Source organism: Ideonella sp. B508-1, from assembly GCF_000333615.1.
Taxonomy (GTDB): domain Bacteria; phylum Pseudomonadota; class Gammaproteobacteria; order Burkholderiales; family Burkholderiaceae_C; genus Ideonella.
The window spans coordinates 1-22,292 of record NZ_BADL01000324.1 but is presented as its reverse complement, the minus strand read 5'-3'; the positions used below and the strand labels follow the sequence as shown (position 1 = coordinate 22,292).

The window sequence follows — 22,292 nt, the reverse complement described above, 5'->3', positions numbered from 1 at the left end:
GCAGGCCGTCGTAGACGTAGCCGGTGTCGCCCTCGGAACAGGCCACGGTCACCAGGGCACCGTCGGACAGCTTCTCGGTCGNGTCACCGCAACCGACCACGGCCGGAATGCCCAGCTCACGGGCGATGATGGCCGCGTGGCAGGTGCGGCCGCCGCGGTTGGTCACGATGGCGCTGGCGCGCTTCATCACCGGCTCCCAGTTGGGATCGGTCATGTCGGTCACCAGCACGTCGCCAGGCTGCACGCGGTCCATCTCGGCGATCGAGCTGACCAGACGCACCGGGCCGGTCCCGATCTTCTGACCGATGGCGCGACCTTCGGCTAGCACCGTGCTGTGGCCCTTGAGCTTGTAGCGGTGCTCGACCTGGTTCTCGGCCTGGCTGCGCACGGTTTCCGGACGCGCCTGCAGGATGTAGAGCTTGCCGTCCACGCCGTCCTTGCCCCACTCGATGTCCATCGGGCGGGCATAGTGCTTCTCGATGATCATCGCGTAGCGGGCCAGCTCGGTGACGTCGGCGTCGCTCAGCGAGTAGCGGTTGCGCTGTTCCGGCGGGGTGTCCTCAGTCTTGACCAGTTTGCCGCTGGCGGCCTTCTCCTCGGGCGAGGCGAAGGTCATCTTGATCAGCTTGGAGCCCAGGGTGCGACGGATCACGGCCTGCTTGCCGGCGTCCAGCGCGGGCTTGTGCACGTAGAACTCGTCAGGGTTCACGGCGCCCTGCACCACCGTCTCGCCCAAGCCATAGCTGGAGGTGACGAAGACCACGTCCTTGAAGCCGGACTCGGTGTCGATGGTGAACATCACGCCGGCCGCGCCCAGGTCGGAACGCACCATGCGCTGCACACCGGCCGACAGGGCCACCACGTCATGGGCGAAGCCCTTGTGCACGCGGTAGCTGATGGCGCGGTCGTTGTAGAGGGAGGCGAAGACCTCCTTCATCTTGTGCAGCACGTCCTCGATGCCATGCACGTTCAGGAAGGTTTCCTGCTGGCCAGCGAAGGAGGCATCCGGCAGGTCTTCCGCAGTGGCAGAAGAACGCACGGCCCAGGTGGCGTCCGGCGCGCCAGCGACCACCCGCTCGTACTCGGCCCGCACGGCCGCCTCGAATTCGGCCGGGAACGGTGCATCAGTCACCCACTGGCGGATTTCGGCGCCGGCCTCGGCCAGGGCACGCACGTCCTCGATGTCCAGCGCCGCCAGGCGGGCGCTGATCTTCTCGGTCAGGCCGCCATGGGCCAGAAAGGAGCGGAAAGCGTGGGCCGTGGTGGCGAAGCCACCCGGCACGCGCACGCCGGCTTCCGCCAGCTGGCTGATCATCTCGCCGAGGCTGGCGTTCTTGCCACCGACGGTTTCGACGTCGGTCATCCTCAGGTGTTCGAAGGGGACGACCAGGGCGGTGTCCAGTGCGTTGTGGGACATGAAAGCTCCTTGATGACAAAAACTGGTGTCGCACAGGACGCGGACAGGTCCTCGGGTGCACGCTTCACAGGCATCTGATGGTTGTTATGGCCTGCGAGGGGCGCTCCGAAGGAGCAGGCGTCTGACGGCTTTCCGTCACACAGCCTGCGCCGTCCTGGCGAAGATGGCCGAATTCTACGGACGGAATGCCTATCATTGCCCTGGACACTCGACAAAAGGTTTTCTGCATGCCCAATCGCACCGTTTTCTATGTCTCTGATGGCACCGGCATCACGGCAGAAACCTTCGGTCACTCCATCCTCGCCCAGTTCTCAGCCAAGCCGCGCCATGTGCGCCGCCCCTTCATCGACTCGGTGGACAAGGCGCACAAGGTGGTCACCGAGATCAACACCGTGGCGGCCGCGGAGGGACGACGTCCCATCGTCTTCATCACGCTGGCGCGGCTGGACGTGCGCGGCATCCTGACCAGCGACCAGTGCAAGGGCCTGGTGATGGATCTCTTCCAGGCCTTTGTGGAGCCGCTGGAGCGCGAGTTCGGGCTCAAGTCCAACCACCGGGTCGGCCGCTTCTCGGACGTGGCCAAGAGCCAGGAGTACAACGACCGGATCGAGGCCATCAATTTCTCGCTGGCCCACGACGACGGCCAGTCCTCCCGCAACCTGGAGGCGGCCGACGTCATCCTGGTGGGTGTGAGCCGCAGCGGCAAGACGCCCACCTCGCTGTACCTGGCCATGCAGCATGGCATCAAGGCCGCCAACTACCCGCTCATTCCCGAGGACTTCGAGCGCGGCCACCTGCCCTCCTCGCTGACGCCCTACAAGCACAAGTGCTTCGGTTTGACGATCGACCCGGAGCGACTGGCCCACATCCGCAACGAGCGGCGCCCGGAGAGCAAGTACGCCTCGATCGAGAACTGCCGCTACGAGGTCAAGCAGGCCGAGATGCTGATGAAGCGCAGCGGCATCCACTGGCTCAGCTCCACCCACAAGTCGATCGAGGAGATCGCCGCGACCATCCTGCGCGACGTGCTGTCCGACCCGGCCAGCTGAACTCAGCCGGCGGGCGTGCTTTGCGCCCGGGTGGCGCTGGCGAACAGGCAGATGGCCGCTGCCGCGCCCACATTGAGGGACTCCTCGCCGCCGGGCTGAGGAATGCTCACGGTGTGGGCGCAGCGGTCCATCAGCGCGGGAGACACGCCCTGCCCTTCATGGCCCAGCACCCAGGCACAGGGCCAGGGCAAGGCGCCCTGCCCCAACACCCGCCCAGCATGGGAACTGGTGGCCAGCAGCGGCACGTCAAGCGCCGCCAGATCGTCTGCCGACAGGGCCTCGATCAGGCTGAGCCCGAAATGCGCGCCCATGCCGGCGCGCAGCACCTTGGGTGACCACAGTGCCGCCGTGCCCTTGAGCGCCAGCACCTGACGCGCGCCGAAGGCAGCGGCACTGCGCAGGATGCTGCCCACGTTGCCGGCGTCCTGCAGCCGGTCCAACACCACGGTGAACACGCCAGGCTGAACCGCAGGTGCCTGCGGCAGGCTCACCAGCGCCCCCACTTGGACCGGTGATTCCAGGCTGCAAAGTCCCCGGAACAGCTCGGCAGACACCAGGGCCGTGCGCCGCGCCTGCGCCGTCCAGGCCTGCCAGTCGGCCCGCGCCGTCCAGGCGGCATCGGTCATCACCAGGGCCTCGAGCATCCAGCCCCGCGCCAATGCCGCGCTGACCAGGTGATCGCCCTCCAGCCAGACTTGGCCGGCCTTGCGGTAGCCGCCCGGATCGGCCAGCAGCTTGCGGATGCGCTGCAGCAGCGGGTTGTCGCGCGCGCTGATGCGCAGCGCCTCGATCTCGGGCGGGAACGAGAGACTCATGCCCCCTCCTGCAGTGCCGCCCGCACCGGGCCGAAGGTGCGGCGGTGCATGGGGCTGGCCCCGTGCACCCGCAGCGCCGCCAGATGCTCGGCGGTGGGGTAGCCCTTGTGGGTGGCGAAGCCATAGTCGGGCCAGCGGGCGTGCATCTCTTCGCACAGCCGGTCGCGGTGCACCTTGGCCAGGATGGAGGCCGCCGAGATGGCCGGCACCTTGGCATCGCCCTTGACGATGGCCTCGCCCGGGACCTTGAGCACAGGCAGGCGGTTGCCATCCACCAGCACCTTGGCTGGCGGCAGGCGCAGGCCCTCCACCGCCCGGCGCATGGCCAGCATGGTGGCGTGCAGGATGTTGAGCTGGTCGATCTCCTCGACGCTGGCCTCGGCGATGCAGCAGCACAGGGCCTTGGCCCGGATCTCGTCGTAGAGCTGATCGCGCCGGCGCGCGCTCAGCTGCTTGGAGTCCCGCAGGCCGGCGATGGGATGGAGATCGTCGAGGATCACGGCTGCGGCCACCACCGGCCCCGCCAGCGGGCCGCGGCCCGCTTCGTCGACACCGGCCACCAGACCGGTGACATCGAAGTGCAGGCTCATCTGCTCAGGCGTCGAGGACTTGCGCGATCGCATCGCTGGCCTTGCGCGCCGTGTCCTGGCGCAGCATGTGATGAAGGTCGGTGAAGCGGGTCTGCAGGCGCTCGCGGCGCGGCGCATCGTCCAGCCAGGCCAGGCCTTCACGGGCCAGGGCCTCGGGCGTGGCGGCGTGCTGCAGCAGTTCCGGCACGGCAAAGTCGCGCAGCAGGATGTTGGGCAGGCCCACCCAGGGCAGGTAGGCCATGTGCCGCATGTACTGCCAGTTCAGCCAGTGCATGCGGTAGGCGATGACCATGGGGCGCTTGAAAAGTGCCGCCTCAAGCGTGGCCGTGCCGCTGGCGATCAGCGTCAGGTCGCAGGCGGCCAGCGCCTCGTGGGACCGCCCGGCCAGGCACTGCAGGTCGAGGCCCGGCGCATGCTGTGCCACCAGGGCCTGCACCTCGGCATCCAGGCCCGGCACGACAGGCAGGATGAAACGCAGACCGGACCGCTGCCGGGCCATGCGCACCGCTGCCTCCAGCAGCACCGGCCCGATGTAGCGCAGTTCGCTGCGCCGGCTGCCGGGCAGCAGGGCCACCACGGTGTCCGACGTCGCCAAGCCCAGGTCTGCCCGGGCCTGGGCCTGAGGCACCTCAAGCGGGATGCGGTCGGCCATGGGGTGGCCGACGAAGGTCGCCGCCACGCCGTGCTCGGCCAGCAGCGCAGGCTCGAAGGGAAACAGGCACAGCACATGGTCCGCCGCCGCGGCCAGCTTCTTCACCCGCCCGCCCCGCCAGGCCCAGATGGACGGGCAGACGAAATGCACGGTGCGGATGCCCTGGGCCTTGAGCGGCTGCTCCAGCCCGAAGTTGAAGTCGGGAGCATCCACCCCGATGAAGACGTCGGGTCGCTGCACCAGCAGGCGGTCGCGCAGCTGGTTGCGAATGCCCACCAGCTCGCGGTAATGGCGCAGGGCATCCACATAGCCGAAGACCGACAGCTTGTGGCTGGGCCACCAGGCGTTGAAGCCCTCGGCCTGCATGCGGGGGCCGCCGATACCCGCCGCACTCAGGGCCGGCCAGCGGGCCTTCAGCCCGCTGAGCAGCAGGCTGGCCAGCAGGTCACCCGAGGCCTCGCCGGCCACCATGCCCAGGCGCGGCGCCTGCAAAGGGGCGATGGGATGGCTCACCTCAGCGCACGATGCCGCGCTCGGCGGCCGCCAGGAAGGACAGCATGCTGTCGATGTCGCCATCGGCCTCGGGCTGCGTGCCCTTGAGTTCACCGATGGCCTGCTGGGCCTGGACCAGGGTCAGACCGCTCCGGTAGAGCAGCTTGTACATCTGTTTGATCACGGCCTGTCGCTCCGCCGAGAAGCCGCGCCGACGCAGGCCGGTGAGGTTCACGGCGCGCGCCGCCAGCGGGTTGCCGTCCACGGTCACGAAGGGGGGCACGTCCTGGGCCACATGGCCCTGGAAGCCGATCATCGCGTGCGCGCCGATCTTGACGAACTGGTGCACGCCGCTGAGGCCCCCGATGGTGGCCCAGTCTCCGACATGCACATGCCCCGCCAGCGTGGCGTTGTTGGCCAGCACGCAGTGACTGCCCAGCTGCACATCGTGCGCAATGTGCACGTAGGCCATGATCCAGTTGTCATGGCCGACCGAGGTGACGCCCCGTTCCTTGTGGGTCCCGGTGTTCAGGGTGCAGAACTCGCGCACCGTGTTGCGATCGCCGATGACCAGCTCGGTCACCTCGCCACGGTGGTTGGCGTCCTGCCAGATGTCTTGGGAGGGTGCACCGATCGAGCTGAACTGGTAGAAGCGGTTGTCGCGCCCGATCGTGGTCCGACCTTCGATCACACAGTGGGCGCCCACCGTGGTGCCTGCGCCGATGCGGACCTGAGGACCGATCACCGCATAGGGCCCCACGGTCACCGAGCTGTCCAGCTCGGCAGCCGGGTCCACCAGGGCTGTGGCGTGGATGCTGGCCATGGCCACCCTCTCCCGCTCAGGTGATGTTGCGCACGGCGCACATCAGCGATGCCTCGGCGGCCAGCTCCTCGCCCACCAGGGCGCGGGCGCTGTACTTGTAGATGCCGGCCTTGGCGCGCTCGATGGTCGCCTCCAGGATCAACTGGTCACCCGGCTCCACCGGGCGCTTGAAGCGCGCGCCGTCGATGCCTGCAAAGTACACCACGGTGTCTTCCCCGGGATACTGGTCCACCGAGGCAAAGGACAGCAGCGCCGCCGCCTGCGCCATGGCCTCCAGGATCAGCACGCCCGGCATGACCGGCCGGTGCGGGAAGTGGCCGGTGAAGAAGGGCTCGTTGATCGTGACGTTCTTGATGGCCCGCACACGCACGTTCTTTTCCAGCTCCAGCACCCGGTCCACCAGCAGGAAGGGATAGCGGTGCGGCAGGCGCTTGAGGATGTCGTGGATGTCCATTGTGCTTGTCATGGTGTGAGCTTCTTCTCAAGTGCGCGCACGCGGCTGCGCAGGGTGTGCAACTGGCGCAGCGTGGCCGCGTTCTTTTCCCAGTTGCTGTTTTCATCGATGGGGAAAAAGCCGGTGTAGTGCCCCGGCTTGGTCAGGGAAGCCATCACCAGGCTGCCGGCGGTGACGTGCACATCGTCAACGATCTGAAGGTGGCCGCTGATCATGGCGGCACCGCCGAAGGTGCAACGGGCCCCGATGCGCGCGCTGCCGGCCACGCCCACGCAGCCGGCCATGGCCGTGTGGTCGCCGATCTGCACGTTGTGGGCGATCTGGATCAGGTTGTCCAGCTTGACGCCGTTGCCCAGCACGGTGTCGTCCAGTGCGCCTCGGTCGACACAGGTGCAAGCGCCGATGTCGACATCGTCTCCAATGCGGACCACGCCCAACTGCTCGATCTTCTGCCAGCCCTGCGGCGAGGGGGCGAAGCCAAAGCCGTCCGAGCCGACCACGGCACCGCTCTGCAGTTTGCCGCGCTGGCCGATGACGCAGCCCTCGCCGAACAGCGCCCGCGGCGCCAGCACGGTGAAGGCGCCGATGCGAGCATGCGCGCCCACATGGCACTGGGGCCCCACCACCGCGCCCTCGCCCACCACCGCGCCATCCCCGATGAAGGCCAGGGGGCCGACCGAGGCGCTGGGATGGATCTGGACACCCTCCCCCACCACCGCGGACGCATGGACACCCGCCGCGGGCACAGGACGCACCCGCTTGGCCCACCAACCGGTGAGCCGTGCGTGGTAGAGGTAGGGGTCAGGGGCGACGATCACCGCGCCCCGCGCTGCAGCCTCGTCACGCCATTCCGGACGCACGATCACACAGGCGGCTTCGGTGGTCTGCAGCAGCGGCTTCAGCTTGGCCTGGGCCAGAAAGCTGATGCTGTGCTCGTCAGCGGCCTCCAGAGAGGCCAGACGGGTGATGGTGCGATCACCATCACCGATGAGTTCGCCGCCCAGGTCCTGAACGATGTCAGCCAGACGGACCGGAGCGGCCACGCCCGGCAGAGAGTTCATGGAAGGACGGCCTTTCTCACTTGCCGGAGTTCAGCGCGTCGATCACCTTCTTGGTGATGTCGACACGGGGGCCGGCGAACACGACTTCCTGCAGGATCAGGTCGTACTTCTCCTGCTCGAAGATCTGCTTGATGACCTTGCTGGCACGCTCGGTCACCGCAGCGAGTTCTTCGTTCTTGCGCGTGTTGAGGTCTTCCATCAACTCGCGGCGCTTGCGCTCGAAGTCGCGCTGCTGTTCCGCCAGGTCACGCTGGCGACGGGTGCGCTCGGCCTCGGACAGGGTCGGCCCTTCCTTGTCGAGCTTGTCCATGTCGGCGCGCAGCTTGGTGCCGGTGTCGTTCAGCTCGCCTTCGCGCTTCTTGAACTCGGCTTCCAACCGGGCCTGGGCGGCCTTGGCGGGTGCCGCTTCACGCAGCACGCGCTCGGCGTTCACATAGCCGATCTTGAGTTCCTGTGCCGAAGCGCCCAGGGCCAGGGACAGGGCCGCGCAAGCCAGCACGGATTTCACGAGCGAAGTCATCATCAGAAAGAAGTTCCGATCTGAAACTGGAAGCGTTGGATTTTATCGCTGCTGAAGGCCCGCAAGGGCACACCGTAGCTCATCTTGAGGGGACCCACGGGGGACACCCAGCTCAGGCCGAAGCCGGCCGACGCCCGCAGGTCGTCCAGATGCACCTGTTGGGTGATGCCCCAGACATTGCCCGTGTCGGCAAAAGCGAAGATGCGCAGGCTCTTGTCGTTGCCGGTACCCGGCACAGGGAAGTACAGCTCGGCGTTGGCATTGAACTTCTTGTTGCCGCCGATGTAGGCACCGGTCACATCGGTGGTCCCGAAGGAGTTCTGCTCGAAGACACGCACCGAACCCAGGCCGCCACCGTAGTAGTTCTTGAAGATCGGATAGGAGCGGCCATCCAGCCCCGTGCCCACGCCCAGTTCGGCGTTCAGGCCCAGCGTGAGCTTGGGGAAGTAGGGCACGGCGAGATATTGCTGGACCTGCCCGTTCATCCGCGCATAGCGCACATCCCCGATCAGGCTGAAGTCGATGTTCAGACGCTGGTAGCGGCCACGCGTGGGCGCCATCGGGTTGTCGCGCTCTTCACGGGCCCAGCCAATCGTGAACGGCATGTCCCAGCTGTGGGTGCCGAACTCGTCGGCGAACTTGGTGTAGCTCAGCGGCAGGCCCTTGGAGGTACCGATGATGGTGGCCTCGGCCCCCACGCCGAAGAACACCGTGTCGTACTCGCTGAACGGCACGCCAAAGCGGATGGCCACACCGGGCGTCGCCAGGTCATAGGAGCTGCCGCGGCTGTTGTAGGGCTTGGACTGGCGGTAGTAGACGTCGATGGCGCGCGACACGCCATCGTCGGTGAAATAAGGATCCACCGTGGAGACGGCCAGGGACCGGCTGGACTTGGCGGTGTTCACGCCGAAGGACAGCGAGTTGCCCGAGCCGAAGATGTTGTCCTTGCTGATCGAGGCCGACAGGGACAGCCGGTCCGCACTCGAGTACCCCGCCGACAGATTCAGGCTGCCGGTGGGCTTTTCCTTCACGTTCAGCGTCAGGTCCACCTGGTCGGGTGCACCGGGGACCTCGTTGGTGTCAACCGTGACTTCGTCGAAGTAGCCCAGGCGCTCCACCCGGTCCCGCGACAGCTTGATGCGGTTGCCGTCGTACCAAGCCGACTCGAACTGGCGGAACTCCCGGCGGATCACCTCATCGCGCGTGATGGTGTTGCCCGCCAGGTTGATGCGGCGCACGTTGACGCGCACGCCGGGGTTGGCCCGCAGCACCACCACCACTTGGCCGGTCTGGCGGTCGATCTGGGGCTGAGATTCCACCTTGGCAAAGGCATAGCCATAGGACCCGTACAAATCGGTGAAACGACGCACGGTGGCCGACACATCATCACCGCGGTAGGCCTCGCCCGGCTGGATCGACACACGAGCCTTGAACTCGTCTTCCTTGCCGAGGTAGTTGCCTTCCAGGCGCACACCGGTCACGGTGTAGGGCAGGCCCTCATCGATGACGATGCCGATGTCGATGTGCTGCTTGTCGGGCGAGATGGTGACCTGGGTGGACTTGACCTGGAATTCCAGGTACCCGCGGTTCAGGTAGAAGGACCGGAGCTTCTCGAGGTCAGCGTTCAGCTTGGTCCGGGCGTAGCGGTCGGTCTTGGTGTACCAGGTCAACCACCCGGTGGTCGTCAGGTCCATCATGTCCAGCAAGGTGGACTCGTCGAAGGCCTGGGCGCCCTGGATGTGGATGCTGCGGATCTTGGCAACATTGCCTTCAACCACGTTGAAGGTCACATCCACCCGGTTGCGCGACACCGGCGTGGCCGTCGTCACCACTTCGGCCCCGTAGTAGCTGCGGGACAGGTACTGGCGCTTGATTTCCTGCTCGGCCCGGTCGATGACCGCCTTGTCATAGGGCTGGCCATCGCTGATGCCGTTGTCCTTCAGCGCCTTGGTCAGGGTGTCCTTGTCGAACTCCTTGAGGCCGCTGAAGTTCACCGAGGCGATGAAGGCACGCTCCTGCACCACCACCACGACCACGCGCCCTTCCAGGTCGATGCGGACGTCCTTGAACAGGCCGGTGGCAAACAGAGCGCGCAGCGCAGCTGCGGCCTTGTCGTCGGTGTAGCTGTCCCCCACCCGGAATGGCAGGGCCGCGAACACGCTGCCGGGGTCACTGCGCTGCAGCCCCTCGACGCGGATGTCCGCGATATCGAAGGGCTCCACCGCGTGCACCACAGGCGCGTGCGCCACGGTCAGCAGGGCCACACAGGCAGGAACCGGCCGCAGCCAGCGCTCAAGGGGGGTTGATCGCATCGGAAAGAATGTCACTACAGGCCCAGTAACCGGGCCACATCGTTGGATAGGGCAATGGACATCATCAGCAGCAGAACGATGGCACCACCGCGCTGCAGCCATGCCTGCCAATGGTCCGGGACCGGGTGGCCGGTCACCCCCTCGAAAACGTAATATATCAGGTGACCACCGTCGAGCATGGGCAGCGGCAGGAGGTTCAGGACGCCCAGACTCACGCTGATCATCGCCAGGAAGGCCAGGTAGGGAACCAGCCCCATCTGGATCGACTGTCCGGCGTAGTCCGCAATCGTCAGCGGACCACTCAGCTGCCGGAGCGAAGCCTGGCCCACCAGCATGCGTCCCAGCATGCGCAGACTGGTCCAGGCGGTATCCCAGGTCTGGTGGAAAGCCTGTCGCAGCCCCTCCAACGGGCCCAGTCGCACCATGACCATGGCCGGCGGCTGGCCGACATAGGCGTCAATGCGACCGATCGTGCCCCCGGCTTCGCGGTCCTCGACACGCCGGGGTGTCACCGAGATCGACAGGCGCTGCCCCTGACGCTCCACCAGCCACTGCATCGTGTCGGGCGCATGCGCCCCCGCCGCACGGATCGCCTCGCGCAGGGACTGTGCATCGGCCACCGGTCGCCCATCCACCGTGAGCACCCGATCCCCCTCGTGCAAACCCGCCCGTGCGGCTGGGCCACCGACTTCCAGGCGGCCGAGCACCGGCTCGCTGAAGGGGCTGCCCACGCCAATGCGGCGGACCATGGGCCCGTCCAACTCGGCGCCACCCAGTTGCCCCAAGGGCAGCACCGCCACCCGCCGATGGCCTCCCTGGGCGTCGGACACCGCCAGCTGGATGGACTGCCGATCCAGCACGGCCAGGGCCAGCGCCCGGCGCAGATCGGTGATGGAGCGCACCGCCTGCCAGTCCCCTTCACCCACGCTGAGTGACTGCACCCGATCACCGGCCTGCAACCCGGCCCCCTCGGCCAGACTTCCCGCCGGCGGCGCCGCCAGCACCGGCTCCGCCTCCAGCGTGCCGAGCCAGCCGGCACCGGCATACAGCAGGACCGCCAGCGCCAGATTGGCGAGCGGCCCGGCGGCCACGATGGCCACCCTGCGGCGCAGGGGCTGTCGATCGAAGGCCTGCGTCATCTGGTCGGAGGGCACCTCACCCTCCCGACTGTCGAGCATCCGGACATAGCCCCCCAAGGGGATCAGCGCGAGGGTGAACTCGACGCCATCGCGCGACAGGCGCCGCCAGAGCACCCTTCCGAACCCGACCGAAAAGCGCAGCACCTTCACACCGCACCAGCGGGCCACCTGATAGTGGCCGAATTCGTGCACGACGATGAGGACCCCCAAGGTCAGCACAAAGGCCAGTGGCGTGATCGGCATGGGTCAGTGAAGGCGGGCAATGATCTCGCGTGCGCAACGACGGGCCTGCTCGTCCAGCGCGAGCAGTGCCTCCACCGGCACGTCCAGCGACAGACTCAGGCGGGGCACCTCAAGTTCCAGGGTTCGGGCCACGACCTCATGGATCTCTGTGAAGCGCAGGCGACGCGCCAGGAAGGCCGCCACGGCCTCCTCGTTGGCCGCGTTGAGCACCGCCGTGCTCCCATGTGGCCCCTCCAGGGCATCCCACGCCAGGAACAGGCCTGGGAAGCGCGCACGCTCCGGCGCCTCGAAGGTCAGTGACTTCAGGCCCAGGAAATCCAAGGCCGAAGCGCCCGAGGCGATGCGCTCCGGGAAGGACAGACCATAGGCAATGGGCACGCGCATGTCGGGCGTGCCCAGTTGGGCCAGCACGGACTGGTCCCGGCAGACCACCATCGAGTGGATGATGCTCTGCGGATGGATGACGACCTTCACCTGGGATGGCGCCAGATCGAACAGCCAGCGGGCTTCGATGACCTCCAGCGCCTTGTTCATCATCGTGGCCGAATCGACCGAGATCTTGCGCCCCATCACCCAGTTCGGGTGTGCACAGGCCTGCTCGGGCGTCACATCGCGCAGGCTGGCCGGATCGGCTTGGCGAAACGGTCCGCCGGAGGCCGTCAGGACGATGTGGTCGATGCGTTGTGGCCAGGTCGAGCGGTCTTCGGGCAGACACTGGAAGATGGCCGAGTGCTCGCTGTCGATGGGCAGCAGTTGCGCACCGCCGTCGCGCACCGCGGCGATGAACTGGGCGCCACCCACCACCAGGGCCTCCTTGTTGGCCAGCAGCAGGCGCTTGCCCGCACGCGCCGCGGCCATGCAGGCCGGCAGGCCGGCGGCCCCCACAATGGCGGCCATCACGCTGTCCACCTCACCGTGGGCGGCCAGGGACACCAGCGCCTCGGGCCCGGCCAGCACCTCGGTGGGCAGGCCTTCGGCGCGCACGGCCACGGCCAAGCGCTGCGCGGCGTCGACATCGCTCATGGCGGCCCAACGAGGCCGCCACTGGCGACACTGGGCCAGCAACTCGTCCACGCGCGAATGCGCGCTCAGGGCCACCACCTCGAAGCGCTCCGGATGGCGGGCTGCCACGTCCAGCGTGTTGGTGCCGATCGAGCCGGTCGATCCCAGAATGCACAGCCTCTGCCGTGTTGTCATGATGTTCTTCCTCACAGGCTGGCCAGCGCCATCACGGCCGGCAGCACGGGCAACAGGGCGTCCACCCGGTCCAGCACACCACCATGACCGGGCAGCAGGCCGCTGGAATCCTTCATGCCCGCAGCCCGCTTGGCCAGTGACTCGAGCAGATCCCCCATGATGCCCAGAGCCACCAGGGCGGCCAGGGCCAGCACCGCGCCCAACCCACCCAGGCCGAGCCACAGTCGGTCATACAGGCTGCCGGCGTCCACCAGGGTCCAGCGCTCGACCAGCACCCACCCCACCGCCAGCAGACCCACGCCGATCAGGCCGGTCCAAGCCCCTTCCCAGGTCTTGCCAGGGCTGATCGTCACGGCCAGCTTGCGCCGGCCCCAGGTCTTGCCCCCGAAATAGGCGGCAATGTCGGACATCCAGACCAGGCACAGCGCAGACAGCAGAAAGTTGAGCCCGAGCGCCCGGGCATTGCAGAAGGCCAGCCAAGCGGCGGGCAGCACCAGCACGCCAATCAGCCAGCGCGCGGCACGCGGCAGATGAGGCCAGGCCTGCGGGCCGCTGCGCAAACCCAAAGAGCCACCCAGCACCCAGCAGACGGAGGTCGCCCACCAGACCCAGGCCGGCGCCTGGGCAGACCAGCCCGTCCAGGCGCCCAGGGCGCACAGCCCCACCACCACGCCCCCGGTGGCCACGGCCCGCCAACCCTCGACTCCGATGAGACGGGCCCATTCCCATCCGCCGGCCCCGATAAGGACCAGGGTCAGCAGGGCGAAAGGCCAGGGCGAGCTGGCCACGAGCGCAGGCAGAAGCAGCGCCAGCAGGACCAGCGCGGTGATGACTCGTTGGATCAGCATGGGGCCCCGATCAGGCGGTGGGCTCGGCGGCCGACGCGGCCTTGACGCCACCGAAGCGCCGGTCTCGCCGGGCATAGTCCGCGAAGGCCTTGTCCAGCTCGGCCTCGTCGAAGTCCGGCCAGAGGCAGTCGGTGAAATACAGCTCGGCGTAGGCCAACTGCCAGAGCAGGAAATTGCTCACCCGGACTTCTCCACCCGTGCGGATGAAGAGGTCGGGATCCGGCGCATAGGCCAGGGACATGTGGCGAGACAGCGCCTCTTCGGTCAGCGCTTCGGGCGCTACGCCTTCGGCCAGCGCGCGCTGGCAGGCCTGAACGATGTCCCAGCGGCCCCCGTAGTTGAAGGCCACCGTCACATGCAGACCCGTGTTGTGGCGGGTCCGCTCTTCGGCCTCGTTCCAGGCCTGGCGCACCCGCTCAGACACCTTGCTGCGGTCCCCGGCCACATGGATGCGCACACCGCGCGAAGCCAGCTTGCCCAGGTACTTGGAAATGCCGACCAGGACCAGGTTCATCAGCCCCGAGACCTCGTCTTCCGGCCGCTTCCAGTTCTCCGAGGAGAAGGCGTAGACCGTAAGGTACTCAACCCCGCGCGCCTGGCAGTGGTCGATCACCCGAACCACCGTCTCCATGCCGTACTTGTGACCGAAGATGCGGGGCATGAAGCGCTTGCGCGCCCAGCGCCCGTTGCCATCCATCACGATGGCCACGTGGCGCGGAATGCTGCCCTCTTGCGCAACCGAGGCGTTCATCCGGGTCAGACGGCCAGGATGTCGGCTTCCTTGGCCTGCACCGTCTTGTCGATCTCGGCAATGGTGCGGTCGGTCAGCTTCTGGATGTCGTCCTGCGCGCGGCGCTCGTCATCCTCGGTGATGGTCTTGTCCTTGAGCAGCTTCTTCAGGTGCTCGTTGGCATCGCGGCGCAGGTTGCGCACGGCCACCTTGGCGTCTTCGCCCTCACCGCGGGCGACCTTGGTCAGCTCCTTGCGGCGCTCTTCGGTCAGCGCGGGCATCGGCACACGGATCAGATCGCCCTGCGAGGCCGGGTTCAGACCCAGGTCCGATTCGCGGATGGCCTTCTCGATCTTGGAGGCCATGCCCTTTTCCCAGGGCTGCACGCTGATCGTGCGGGCGTCCAGCAGGCTCAGATTGGCGACCTGGCTCAGCGGCACCATGGAGCCGTAATACTCGACATGGACCTGATCCAGGATGCCGGGGTGGGCACGGCCGGTGCGGATCTTCTGCAGTTCGTTCTTCAGGGCCTCGACCGACTTGGCCATCTTGGTCTCGGCGGTCTTCTTGATGTCAGCAATGGTCATGATCGTTCGCGTTCCGTGAATCTTCAGACGTGCACCAGGGTGCCTTCGTCCTCGCCCTGCACCACCCGCTTGAGGGCGCCCGGCTTGAAGATGGAAAAGACCTTGATCGGCAGCTTCTGGTCGCGGCACAGCGCGAAGGCCGTGGCGTCCAGCACCTGCAGGTTCTTGGAGATCGCCTCGTCGAAGCTGATCTGGCTGTAGCGGGTGGCCGAAGGATCCTTCTTCGGGTCGGCGGAGTAGACGCCATCCACCTTGGTGGCCTTGAGCACCACCTGGGCACCGATCTCGGCGCCGCGCAGCGCGGCAGCGGTGTCGGTGGTAAAGAAGGGGTTGCCGGTGCCCGCGGCGAACACGACCACCTTGCCCTCTTCCAGGTACTGCAGCGCCTTGGGGCGCACATAGGGCTCGACCACCTGCTCGATCGAGATGGCGGACATCACGCGGGCGGTCATGCCTTCCTGCCGCATGGTGTCGGCCAGGGCCAGCGAGTTCATCACCGTGGCCAGCATGCCCATGTAGTCGGCGGTGGCGCGGTCCATGCCCACCGAGCCGCCGGCCACGCCGCGGAAGATGTTGCCGCCGCCGATCACCACAGCCACCTCGCAGCCCATCTCGGTGACCTCCTGCACTTCCTTGACCATGCGGACGATGGTCGCGCGGTTGATGCCGTAGGCATCGTCGCCCATCAGGGCCTCACCGGACAGTTTGAGCAGGATGCGCTTGTAGGCTGGCATGCGGGGTTCCCCAGGGCGGCGTGGATCTCGTGAATCGGCGGAAAGTGTACGCGGCTCGCTCCTGGTGAGGGTTGAGGCCGCGTACCGGTCAGGGCCAGGCTTACTGGCCCTTGGCGGCGGCCACCTGGGCAGCCACTTCGGCGGCGAAGTCGTCCACCTTCTTCTCGATGCCTTCGCCCACCACGTACAGGGTGAAGCCCTTCACCGTGGTGTTGGCCGACTTCAGGTAGGCGCCCACGGTCTGCTTGCCGTCGGCGGCCTTCACGAAGACCTGGTCCACCAGCGAGACTTCCTTCAGGTACTTCTGCACCGAGCCTTCGACCATCTTGGCCACGATCTCGGCCGGCTTGCCGGATTCGGCCGCCTTGGCTTCGGCCACCGAGCGCTCGCGGGCGATCAGGTCGGCCGACACTTCGGCGGAGGTCAGGGCCACCGGCTTCATGGCGGCGATGTGCATCGCCACGTCCTTGGCGGCCACGGCATCGCCGTCGAACTCGACAACCACGCCGATGCGGGTGCCGTGCAGGTAGGTGGCCAGGGTGCCACCGTTGGCCCAGCGCTGGTAGCGGCGGAAGGACATGTTCTCGCCGATCTTGCCGATCAGGCCCTTGCGCACGTCTTCCAGGGTGGGGCCGAAGCCGTCCTGCGCGTAGGCCAGGGCGCCCAGGGCCGCGATGTCGGCCGGGTTGTGCTTGGCCACCAGCTCGGCTGCAGCCTTGGCCAGGGCCAGGAAGCTGTCGTTCTTGGTCACGAAGTCGGTTTCGCAGTTGACTTCGATCATCGCGCCGGTGTTGCCGTCGATGAAGGAAGCGACCACGCCTTCGGCGGTCACGCGGGCAGCAGCCTTGCCGGCCTTGGTGCCCAGCTTGACGCGCAGCAGCTCCTCGGCCTTGACCAGATCGCCTTCGGCTTCGGTCAGCGCCTTCTTGCACTCCATCATCGGGGCATCGGTCTTGGCGCGCAGTTCAGCAACCATGCCGGCGGTAATAGCAGCCATGTTTCTCTCTCCGTGTAGGGTAGTTGTCGCAACCACCCGAGGTTCAATCAGAAATCGTTTCGGGGGTGTGAAAAAGGGGCTGTAGCAGCCCCTTGGTCACTGGCGCGATGCGCCTGCTCAGGCTTCTTCGCTGACTTCGACGAATTCGTCACCGTCGGCGGCCACGGCCTGCACCAGCTCGGTGGCGGCATTGGCCTTGCCTTCCAGCACAGCGTCGGCCATGGCCTTGGCGTACAGCGCCACCGCCTTGGCGGAGTCGTCGTTGCCGGGGATCACGTAGTCCACGCCATCGGGCGAGTGGTTGGTGTCCACCACGCCGACCACCGGGATGCCCAGTTTCTGGGCTTCGGCCACGGCGATCTTGTGGAAGCCCACGTCGATCACGAAGATGGCGTCCGGCAGCGCGCCCATGTCCTGGATGCCGCCGATGTCCTTCTCCAGCTTGGCCAGCTCACGGTCGAACAGCAGCGCTTCCTTCTTGATGCGCATTTCGGCGCCAGAGTCCTTCTGGGCCTGCATGTCCTTCAGCTTCTTCAGCGAGCCCTTGACGGTCTTGAAGTTGGTCAGCATGCCGCCCAGCCAGCGCTGGTCAACGTAGGGCATGCCGCAGCGGGCGGCTTCCATGGCCACCACATCACGCGCCTGACGCTTGGTGCCCACGAACAGGATGGTGCCGCGCTTGGCCGACAGCTGACGCACGAACTTCAGGGCTTCCTCGAACTTCGGCAGCGTCTTTTCGAGGTTGATGATGTGGATCTTGTTGCGATGGCCGTAAATGAACGGGGCCATCTTGGGGTTCCAGAAGCGGGTTTGGTGACCGAAGTGGACACCGGCTTCCAGCATTTCGCGCATCGAAACGGACATGGAGTACTCCAAAGGTTGGGTCTAGAAGCCCGGCTCTGATTGCCGGCCCGCAGCTCAGCCGCAGGCAACGCGCAACACCTTGAGAGGCCGGGTTCGCGATTGAGGCAGCCGCCACCGCGGCGACCACCTGCCCACCTCGACCCAAGCCCCTTCTCAGAGACCTCTGCCGAGGTAAACCCCAAGATTGTAGCAGAAACCGCAACATCCCGAATGGACGCCACGCCGGCACGCCCTGCGTTCAGCCCGACGCGCAAATCCGTGTGCAAACGCAAGGCACAATGCCAGATGTCAACAACGCGACGCCGGGCGCCACGCCACCGCCGCACACAGCGTGCGGTGCGTTTGGGCGGCGGGCCCTGCGTCCGCCCTGTGCCGCCCGCGGCCCCTCCGATGCAATCCCGGTTCCTGACCCGCTCGCAGCCGCAGCCTCTGCTGGGCCACCTCCCTACCCATCCACTGCCCGCCTTCGGCACCGTGCACCTCGACCGGAGCCGCTGACATGCACATTGGTATTGTGGGCGCCGGCTTCGTCGGCGTGTGCACCGCACTCGAATTGTCCTGGCGAGGCCATCGTGTGGAGGTGTTCGAACGCCGCGGCGGCATCGCCACGGAAGCGAGCTTCGCCGGCGCGGGCATCCTCTGCCCGACCGCGTTGCCCAGCCTGAGTCGCCATCCACGCTGGCTGCATCGCAGCCCCTGGAGCCCCCAGGCCAGACTGCAGGCCCGTGCGCGCAAGCAGGCCGACTGGCTGGCCCGCCAGCAGTTGCTGGTGCGACTGGCCGATCTGGGGGAACAAGTGCTGGCGCAACTGGAAGCTGAGCACCGACTGGAGTTCGAACAGCGACGGGGCTGGCTGATCCTTCATCCGGACGAACGCAGCCTCAAGCTGAGAGAAGCCGACGCCGCCCATCTGTCCAGCCTGGGGTTGCCCCACCAATGCCTGGGCCCCGAGGAGCTGGCGATAGCGGAACCAGCCATCCATGCGACTCGCGGAACACCTCCAGCGACTTGAGCGCCACGCCGGAATTGCAGAAGCCGATGGTGAAGTCGGCCTTCTTGCCCTGCACCAGCTCCTCGGCGATCTTGCGGCCCTCGTCGGGGTTGGACTTGTCGTCGCGAGCGACCAGCTCCAGCGGGCGGCCCAGGTAGCCGCCGGCCTGGTTGATCTCGCTGACGGCCAGCTCGGCGCCCAGCCGCGCGGCGGTGCCGAAGTCGGCCGAGCCGCCGGTGAAGGGGCAGATGAAGCCGACCCTGATCGGCGCAGGGCCCTCCTGGGGACCGGCCGCCCAGGCCGACACCCCCCACAGCAGGCCCGACAGGGCCCACACCAGCTTGCGTCGCATCGTCTTGTCTCCTGTGCCGGACGGGCCTCACAGGGCGCCGCCTCTCGTCGGGCGCGATGATGGCATGCGCGCGTGTCGCCGGCCTGACGCGGCGCAAGGCGCGCCGACGATGCGGAAGGCGTCAGTCCGGGTCGTCCAGCGACAGGATCCAGCGCACCACCAGGCGGGCATCGTCCTCGCTGATGGCGATGCGGTTGGCCGGCATGGCCAGACCGGTGACCTGGTACTTCCAGTGCGGGTCGTAGGGGTTGGAGCCGCCCAGCACGGCGCGGGTCAGGCGCTCCAGGGCGCCACCGTCGTGGCGGTACTTGGTGGCGACGTTGCGCCAGGCCGGTGCGATGGGGGGGCGGGCCGCGGCCGTCGTGGCGGCGGCCTGATCGTCGTCCTCGTCCTCATCGGCGGGCCGCGGGTCGATCTGGTGACAGCTGAAGCAGCCGGCGCCCTGGGCGATGCGCTCGGCCCGGGCCCCGTCGACCGTCGGGGCGGCCGCCTGGCAGACACCCGCCGTCAGCAGGGCCAGCACAGGCCCCAGACGCAGGGCGATGGAGACGGGGAGCGGGAAGGCGACGCGGGCGGTCATGGCGAGGGCAGGAAGCAGTGGTCAGGCGCTAGCTTACCTGCCCGGCGGCAGCGGCGCGCTCAGCGCCGGTCCAGCAGCATGGCGTCGCCGTAGCTGAAGAAGCGGTAGCGCGCCTCGATGGCGTGGCGGTAGAGCGCCATGATGTGCTCGTGGCCGGCGAAGGCGCTCACCAGCATCATCAGCGTGCTCTTGGGCAGGTGGAAGTTGGTCACCAGCCGGTCCACCACCCGGAAGCGGAAGCCCGGGGTGATGAAGATGTCGGTCTCGCCATGGCAGGCCCGGTCCAGGCCTTCGCGGCTGCCGGTCTGCACCGCGGCCGATTCCAGCGCCCGCAGCGTGGTGGTGCCCACCGAGACGATGCGCCCGCCCGCGGCCCGGGTGCAGGCGATGGCGTCCACCGTGGCCTGCGGCACTTCGAACCACTCGCTGTGCATCTTGTGCTCGGCGATGTTCTCGGTGCGCACCGGCTGGAAGGTACCGGCGCCCACGTGCAGGGTGACCTGGGTGCGCTCGATGCCGCGCGCCGCCAGCGCGGCCAGCACGCCGTCGTCGAAGTGCAGGGCGGCCGTGGGGGCGGCCACCGCGCCCGGGCGGGCAGCGAAGACGGTCTGGTAGCGGGTCTCGTCCTCCGGCGCGTCGTCGTGCGTGATGTAGGGCGGCAGCGGCACATGGCCGAAGGCCTCCAGCAGGGCGAAGGGCTCGCCCGGCACGCGCAGGTGGAACAGGGCGTTGTCGGGCCCGGCGCGGCCGATCACCTCGGCCTCGAAGCCTTCGCCGCGGTCGGTGCCCAGGCGCACCGTGCTGCCGGGCTTGGGCGACTTGCTGGCGCGCACATGGGCCAGCAGCTCCCCGGGCCCCCCCGGCGGGGTGGGCAGCACGCGCTCGACCAGGGCTTCGACGCTGCCGCCGGTGGCCTTCTCGCCATGCAGGCGGGCCTTGAGCACCCGGGTGTCGTTGAAGACCAGCAGGTCGCCGGGCTGCAGCAGGCCGGGCAGTTCGCGGAAGACCCGGTCCACCGGGCGGTCGCCGCGGCCATCGAGCAGGCGGGCGGCGCTGCGCTCGGCGGCGGGCTGCTGCGCGATCAGTTCGGGGGGGAGGGGGAAATCGAAATCGGCCAGGGTGAAGGCCGGGGCGCCGGACGGCGTGGGGGACACAGGCATGGCTTGCAGGCTTGACCGGCCTTCAAGTGTTGAACAGGCGGGCATTCTCCCATGCATACCCCGGCCTTGCAGCCCGGGCCGGACCCGGGCGAGATCAGCCCCCGTGGGCCGCCTGCGCGGGAACCGCCGGTGTGGCGGCGGCCGCCGCATTGGTGTCGGAGCGATCCCAGGCCCAGGCCAGCGCCAGGGCCAGCATCAGCACCATCGACAACCAGAACATCAAGCGACCAAAGACCCGCAGCGCGACGACCATGAACATCCATTTCTGCAGCGGCGCATCCGGTGTTCCGCTGTTGGGCTCCGGATTGTCACCGCAGGCACCGCCCACGGACAGCGGCCTTCCCCGCTCAGGTGAAAAAAAGTGTCAGCGGCTGTGGCGGCCGGGCCGCATCCCGGCGCTGCGGCGAGAATTCCTGCATGCCTGACGTCCGCGCCACGGCCCCCTCTGCCTCTGCTGCTGCCCCCGCGACCGACAAACCCCGCTCGGGGCCGGCCCGCGCCCTGGAGCGCCTGGGCCTGACCACGCCGCTGGCCCTGGCCCTGCACCTGCCGCTGCGCTACGAGGACGAGACCCGCCTGACCCCGCTGCGCGAGGGCCGGTTGGGCCTGCCGCTGCAGACCGAGGGCGTAGTGACCGAATCCAAGGTGGAGCTGCGCCCGCGCCGCCAGCTGGTGGTGCGGCTGCAGGACGATGCCGGCGACGAGCTGGTGCTGCGCTTCATCCACTTCTACCCCTCGCACCAGAAGACGCTGGCCCCGGGCGCGCGGGTGCGGGTGCGCGGCGAGCTGCGCGGCGGCTTCTTCGGCCGCGAGATGGTGCACCCGACCTTCAAGGCGGTACAGGACGGCACCCCGCTGGCCGCCTCGCTCACCCCCGTCTACCCCAGCACCGCCCAGCTGCCCCAGGCCTATCTGCGCAAGGCGGTGGCCGCCGGCCTGGCGCGCGCCCCGCTGGACGAGGTGCTGCCCGCCGGCAGCGTGCCCGCGGGCCTGCCCACGCTGCGCGACGCGCTGCACTTCCTGCACCACCCGCCGCCCCAGGCCCAGCTGGCCACGCTGGAGGACCACAGCCACCCGGCCTGGCAGCGCCTGAAGTTCGAGGAGCTGCTGGCCCAGCAGCTCTCGCAGATGCAGTCGCGCCGCGAGCGCGCGCTGCTGGCCGCCCCCGCCCTGCCGGCCCGGCCCGGCGGCCTGCACGAGCGCCTGCTGGCCCAGCTGCCCTGGGGCCTGACCCGGGCCCAGCACCGGGTGTGCGAGGAGATTGCCACCGACCTGGCCCAGCCCCAGCCCATGCACCGCCTGCTGCAGGGCGATGTGGGCGCGGGCAAGACGGTGGTGGCCGCGCTGTGCGCCGCCATCGCCATGGACCAGGGCTGGCAATGCGCGCTGATGGCGCCCACCGAGATCCTGGCCGAGCAGCACTTTGCCAAGCTGGTGCAGTGGCTGGCGCCGCTGGGCATCACCGTGGCCTGGCTGACCGGCAGCCGCAAGGGCAAGGCGCGCCAGGCCATGCTGGCCAAGGTGGCCAGCGGCGAGGCCCTGCTGGTGGTGGGCACGCACGCGGTGATCCAGGACGACGTGGTGTTCTCCCAACTGGGCCTGGCCATCGTGGACGAGCAGCACCGCTTCGGCGTGGCGCAGCGGCTGGAGCTGCGGCGCAAGCTGCGCGCGCAGACCGACGACGG

The 22,292-nt window shown here is 68.0% G+C and carries 23 protein-coding genes and 1 pseudogene; 3 read left to right on the top strand and 21 right to left on the bottom strand.

What is annotated here, in order from left to right; translation table 11 throughout:
- On the bottom strand, window positions 1–1,417 hold a 1,417-nt coding region (gene ppsA / locus I73_RS14355), incomplete at its 3' end, for a phosphoenolpyruvate synthase (protein WP_022981251.1).
- A 227-nt stretch (window positions 1,418–1,644) separates the two neighbouring features.
- On the opposite strand from ppsA, the gene I73_RS14350 reads away from it, so the two are divergent.
- Window positions 1,645–2,466: a pyruvate, water dikinase regulatory protein gene (locus tag I73_RS14350; protein ID WP_022981250.1), complete on the top strand. Its 822-nt coding sequence runs from the start codon at window positions 1,645–1,647 to the stop codon at window positions 2,464–2,466.
- Between the two features lie 2 nt (window positions 2,467–2,468).
- Here the strand turns inward: I73_RS14350 and I73_RS14345 are convergent, their stop codons facing one another.
- The 16 genes from I73_RS14345 to rpsB form a co-directional block, all read right to left on the bottom strand.
- Window positions 2,469–3,281 carry an RNA methyltransferase gene (locus tag I73_RS14345; protein ID WP_022981249.1) on the bottom strand — a complete coding sequence of 271 codons (813 nt, stop codon included), beginning with the start codon at window positions 3,279–3,281 and terminating at the stop codon, window positions 2,469–2,471.
- Window positions 3,278–3,904 carry a ribonuclease HII gene (rnhB, locus tag I73_RS14340; protein WP_022981248.1) on the bottom strand — a complete coding sequence of 209 codons (627 nt, stop codon included), beginning with the start codon at window positions 3,902–3,904 and terminating at the stop codon, window positions 3,278–3,280. Before rnhB ends, I73_RS14345 begins: the two co-directional genes overlap by 4 nt.
- Window positions 3,876–4,994 (bottom strand): lipid-A-disaccharide synthase, encoded by a 1,119-nt coding sequence (gene lpxB / locus I73_RS14335; RefSeq protein ID WP_026096746.1) that lies wholly within the window; start codon window positions 4,992–4,994, stop codon window positions 3,876–3,878. Before lpxB ends, rnhB begins: the two co-directional genes overlap by 29 nt.
- Before the next feature lie 43 nt (window positions 4,995–5,037).
- Window positions 5,038–5,838: an acyl-ACP--UDP-N-acetylglucosamine O-acyltransferase gene (gene lpxA / locus I73_RS14330; protein WP_022981246.1), complete on the bottom strand. Its 801-nt coding sequence runs from the start codon at window positions 5,836–5,838 to the stop codon at window positions 5,038–5,040.
- A 16-nt stretch (window positions 5,839–5,854) separates the two neighbouring features.
- Window positions 5,855–6,304, bottom strand: a complete 450-nt coding sequence (gene fabZ, locus I73_RS14325; protein WP_026096745.1) for a 3-hydroxyacyl-ACP dehydratase FabZ — start codon at window positions 6,302–6,304, stop codon at window positions 5,855–5,857.
- A complete protein-coding gene (gene lpxD / locus I73_RS14320) occupies window positions 6,301–7,353 on the bottom strand; it encodes a UDP-3-O-(3-hydroxymyristoyl)glucosamine N-acyltransferase (protein WP_022981244.1) in 1,053 nt (350 codons plus the stop codon). The genes fabZ and lpxD overlap by 4 nt, the downstream gene beginning before the upstream one ends.
- Before the next feature lie 16 nt (window positions 7,354–7,369).
- Entirely contained in the window at window positions 7,370–7,876 is a 507-nt protein-coding gene (locus tag I73_RS14315; protein ID WP_022981243.1) for an OmpH family outer membrane protein, read from the bottom strand.
- Entirely contained in the window at window positions 7,876–10,185 is a 2,310-nt protein-coding gene (bamA, locus tag I73_RS14310) for an outer membrane protein assembly factor BamA (RefSeq protein ID WP_040500386.1), read from the bottom strand. Before bamA ends, I73_RS14315 begins: the two co-directional genes overlap by 1 nt.
- Before the next feature lie 14 nt (window positions 10,186–10,199).
- Window positions 10,200–11,567, bottom strand: coding sequence for an RIP metalloprotease RseP (gene rseP / locus I73_RS14305; RefSeq protein ID WP_022981241.1), 1,368 nt, complete (start codon window positions 11,565–11,567; stop codon window positions 10,200–10,202).
- A gap of 3 nt (window positions 11,568–11,570) precedes the next feature.
- Window positions 11,571–12,764, bottom strand: coding sequence for a 1-deoxy-D-xylulose-5-phosphate reductoisomerase (locus I73_RS14300; protein ID WP_022981240.1), 1,194 nt, complete (start codon window positions 12,762–12,764; stop codon window positions 11,571–11,573).
- Window positions 12,765–12,775: 11 nt separating this feature from the next.
- On the bottom strand, window positions 12,776–13,612 hold the full coding sequence (locus tag I73_RS14295) for a phosphatidate cytidylyltransferase (protein WP_022981239.1): 837 nt from the start codon (window positions 13,610–13,612) through the stop codon (window positions 12,776–12,778).
- Window positions 13,613–13,622: 10 nt separating this feature from the next.
- Window positions 13,623–14,363, bottom strand: a complete 741-nt coding sequence (locus I73_RS14290; RefSeq protein ID WP_022981238.1) for an isoprenyl transferase — start codon at window positions 14,361–14,363, stop codon at window positions 13,623–13,625.
- Between the two features lie 5 nt (window positions 14,364–14,368).
- On the bottom strand, window positions 14,369–14,929 hold the full coding sequence (gene frr, locus I73_RS14285; RefSeq protein ID WP_022981237.1) for a ribosome recycling factor: 561 nt from the start codon (window positions 14,927–14,929) through the stop codon (window positions 14,369–14,371).
- Window positions 14,930–14,952: 23 nt separating this feature from the next.
- Window positions 14,953–15,663 carry a UMP kinase gene (gene pyrH, locus I73_RS14280; protein WP_022981236.1) on the bottom strand — a complete coding sequence of 237 codons (711 nt, stop codon included), beginning with the start codon at window positions 15,661–15,663 and terminating at the stop codon, window positions 14,953–14,955.
- Between the two features lie 100 nt (window positions 15,664–15,763).
- Window positions 15,764–16,660 (bottom strand): translation elongation factor Ts, encoded by an 897-nt coding sequence (gene tsf, locus I73_RS14275; protein WP_022981235.1) that lies wholly within the window; start codon window positions 16,658–16,660, stop codon window positions 15,764–15,766.
- A gap of 117 nt (window positions 16,661–16,777) precedes the next feature.
- Entirely contained in the window at window positions 16,778–17,524 is a 747-nt protein-coding gene (rpsB, locus tag I73_RS14270; RefSeq protein ID WP_026096742.1) for a 30S ribosomal protein S2, read from the bottom strand.
- Between the two features lie 499 nt (window positions 17,525–18,023).
- On the opposite strand from rpsB, the pseudogene I73_RS34855 reads away from it, so the two are divergent.
- Window positions 18,024–18,443, top strand: a pseudogene (locus I73_RS34855) (FAD-dependent oxidoreductase); the annotation flags it as partial.
- On the opposite strand, the gene I73_RS14260 reads toward I73_RS34855, so the two are convergent.
- From I73_RS14260 to I73_RS32615, 4 genes are all read right to left on the bottom strand, one after another.
- Window positions 18,406–18,867 (bottom strand): ABC transporter substrate-binding protein, encoded by a 462-nt coding sequence (locus tag I73_RS14260; protein ID WP_022981232.1) that lies wholly within the window; start codon window positions 18,865–18,867, stop codon window positions 18,406–18,408. The pseudogene I73_RS34855 and the gene I73_RS14260 overlap by 38 nt on opposite strands.
- A gap of 121 nt (window positions 18,868–18,988) precedes the next feature.
- Entirely contained in the window at window positions 18,989–19,447 is a 459-nt protein-coding gene (locus tag I73_RS28005; RefSeq protein WP_022981231.1) for a c-type cytochrome, read from the bottom strand.
- 59 nt (window positions 19,448–19,506) lie between these two features.
- Entirely contained in the window at window positions 19,507–20,607 is a 1,101-nt protein-coding gene (gene queA, locus I73_RS14250) for a tRNA preQ1(34) S-adenosylmethionine ribosyltransferase-isomerase QueA (protein ID WP_022981230.1), read from the bottom strand.
- A gap of 94 nt (window positions 20,608–20,701) precedes the next feature.
- Window positions 20,702–20,935, bottom strand: a complete 234-nt coding sequence (locus I73_RS32615) for a hypothetical protein (protein WP_148289800.1) — start codon at window positions 20,933–20,935, stop codon at window positions 20,702–20,704.
- An 89-nt stretch (window positions 20,936–21,024) separates the two neighbouring features.
- Here I73_RS32615 and I73_RS14240 point away from each other — a divergent pair.
- Window positions 21,025–22,292, top strand: a 1,268-nt coding sequence (locus tag I73_RS14240; protein WP_022981228.1) for a DEAD/DEAH box helicase, incomplete at its 3' end; no start/stop codon positions are given.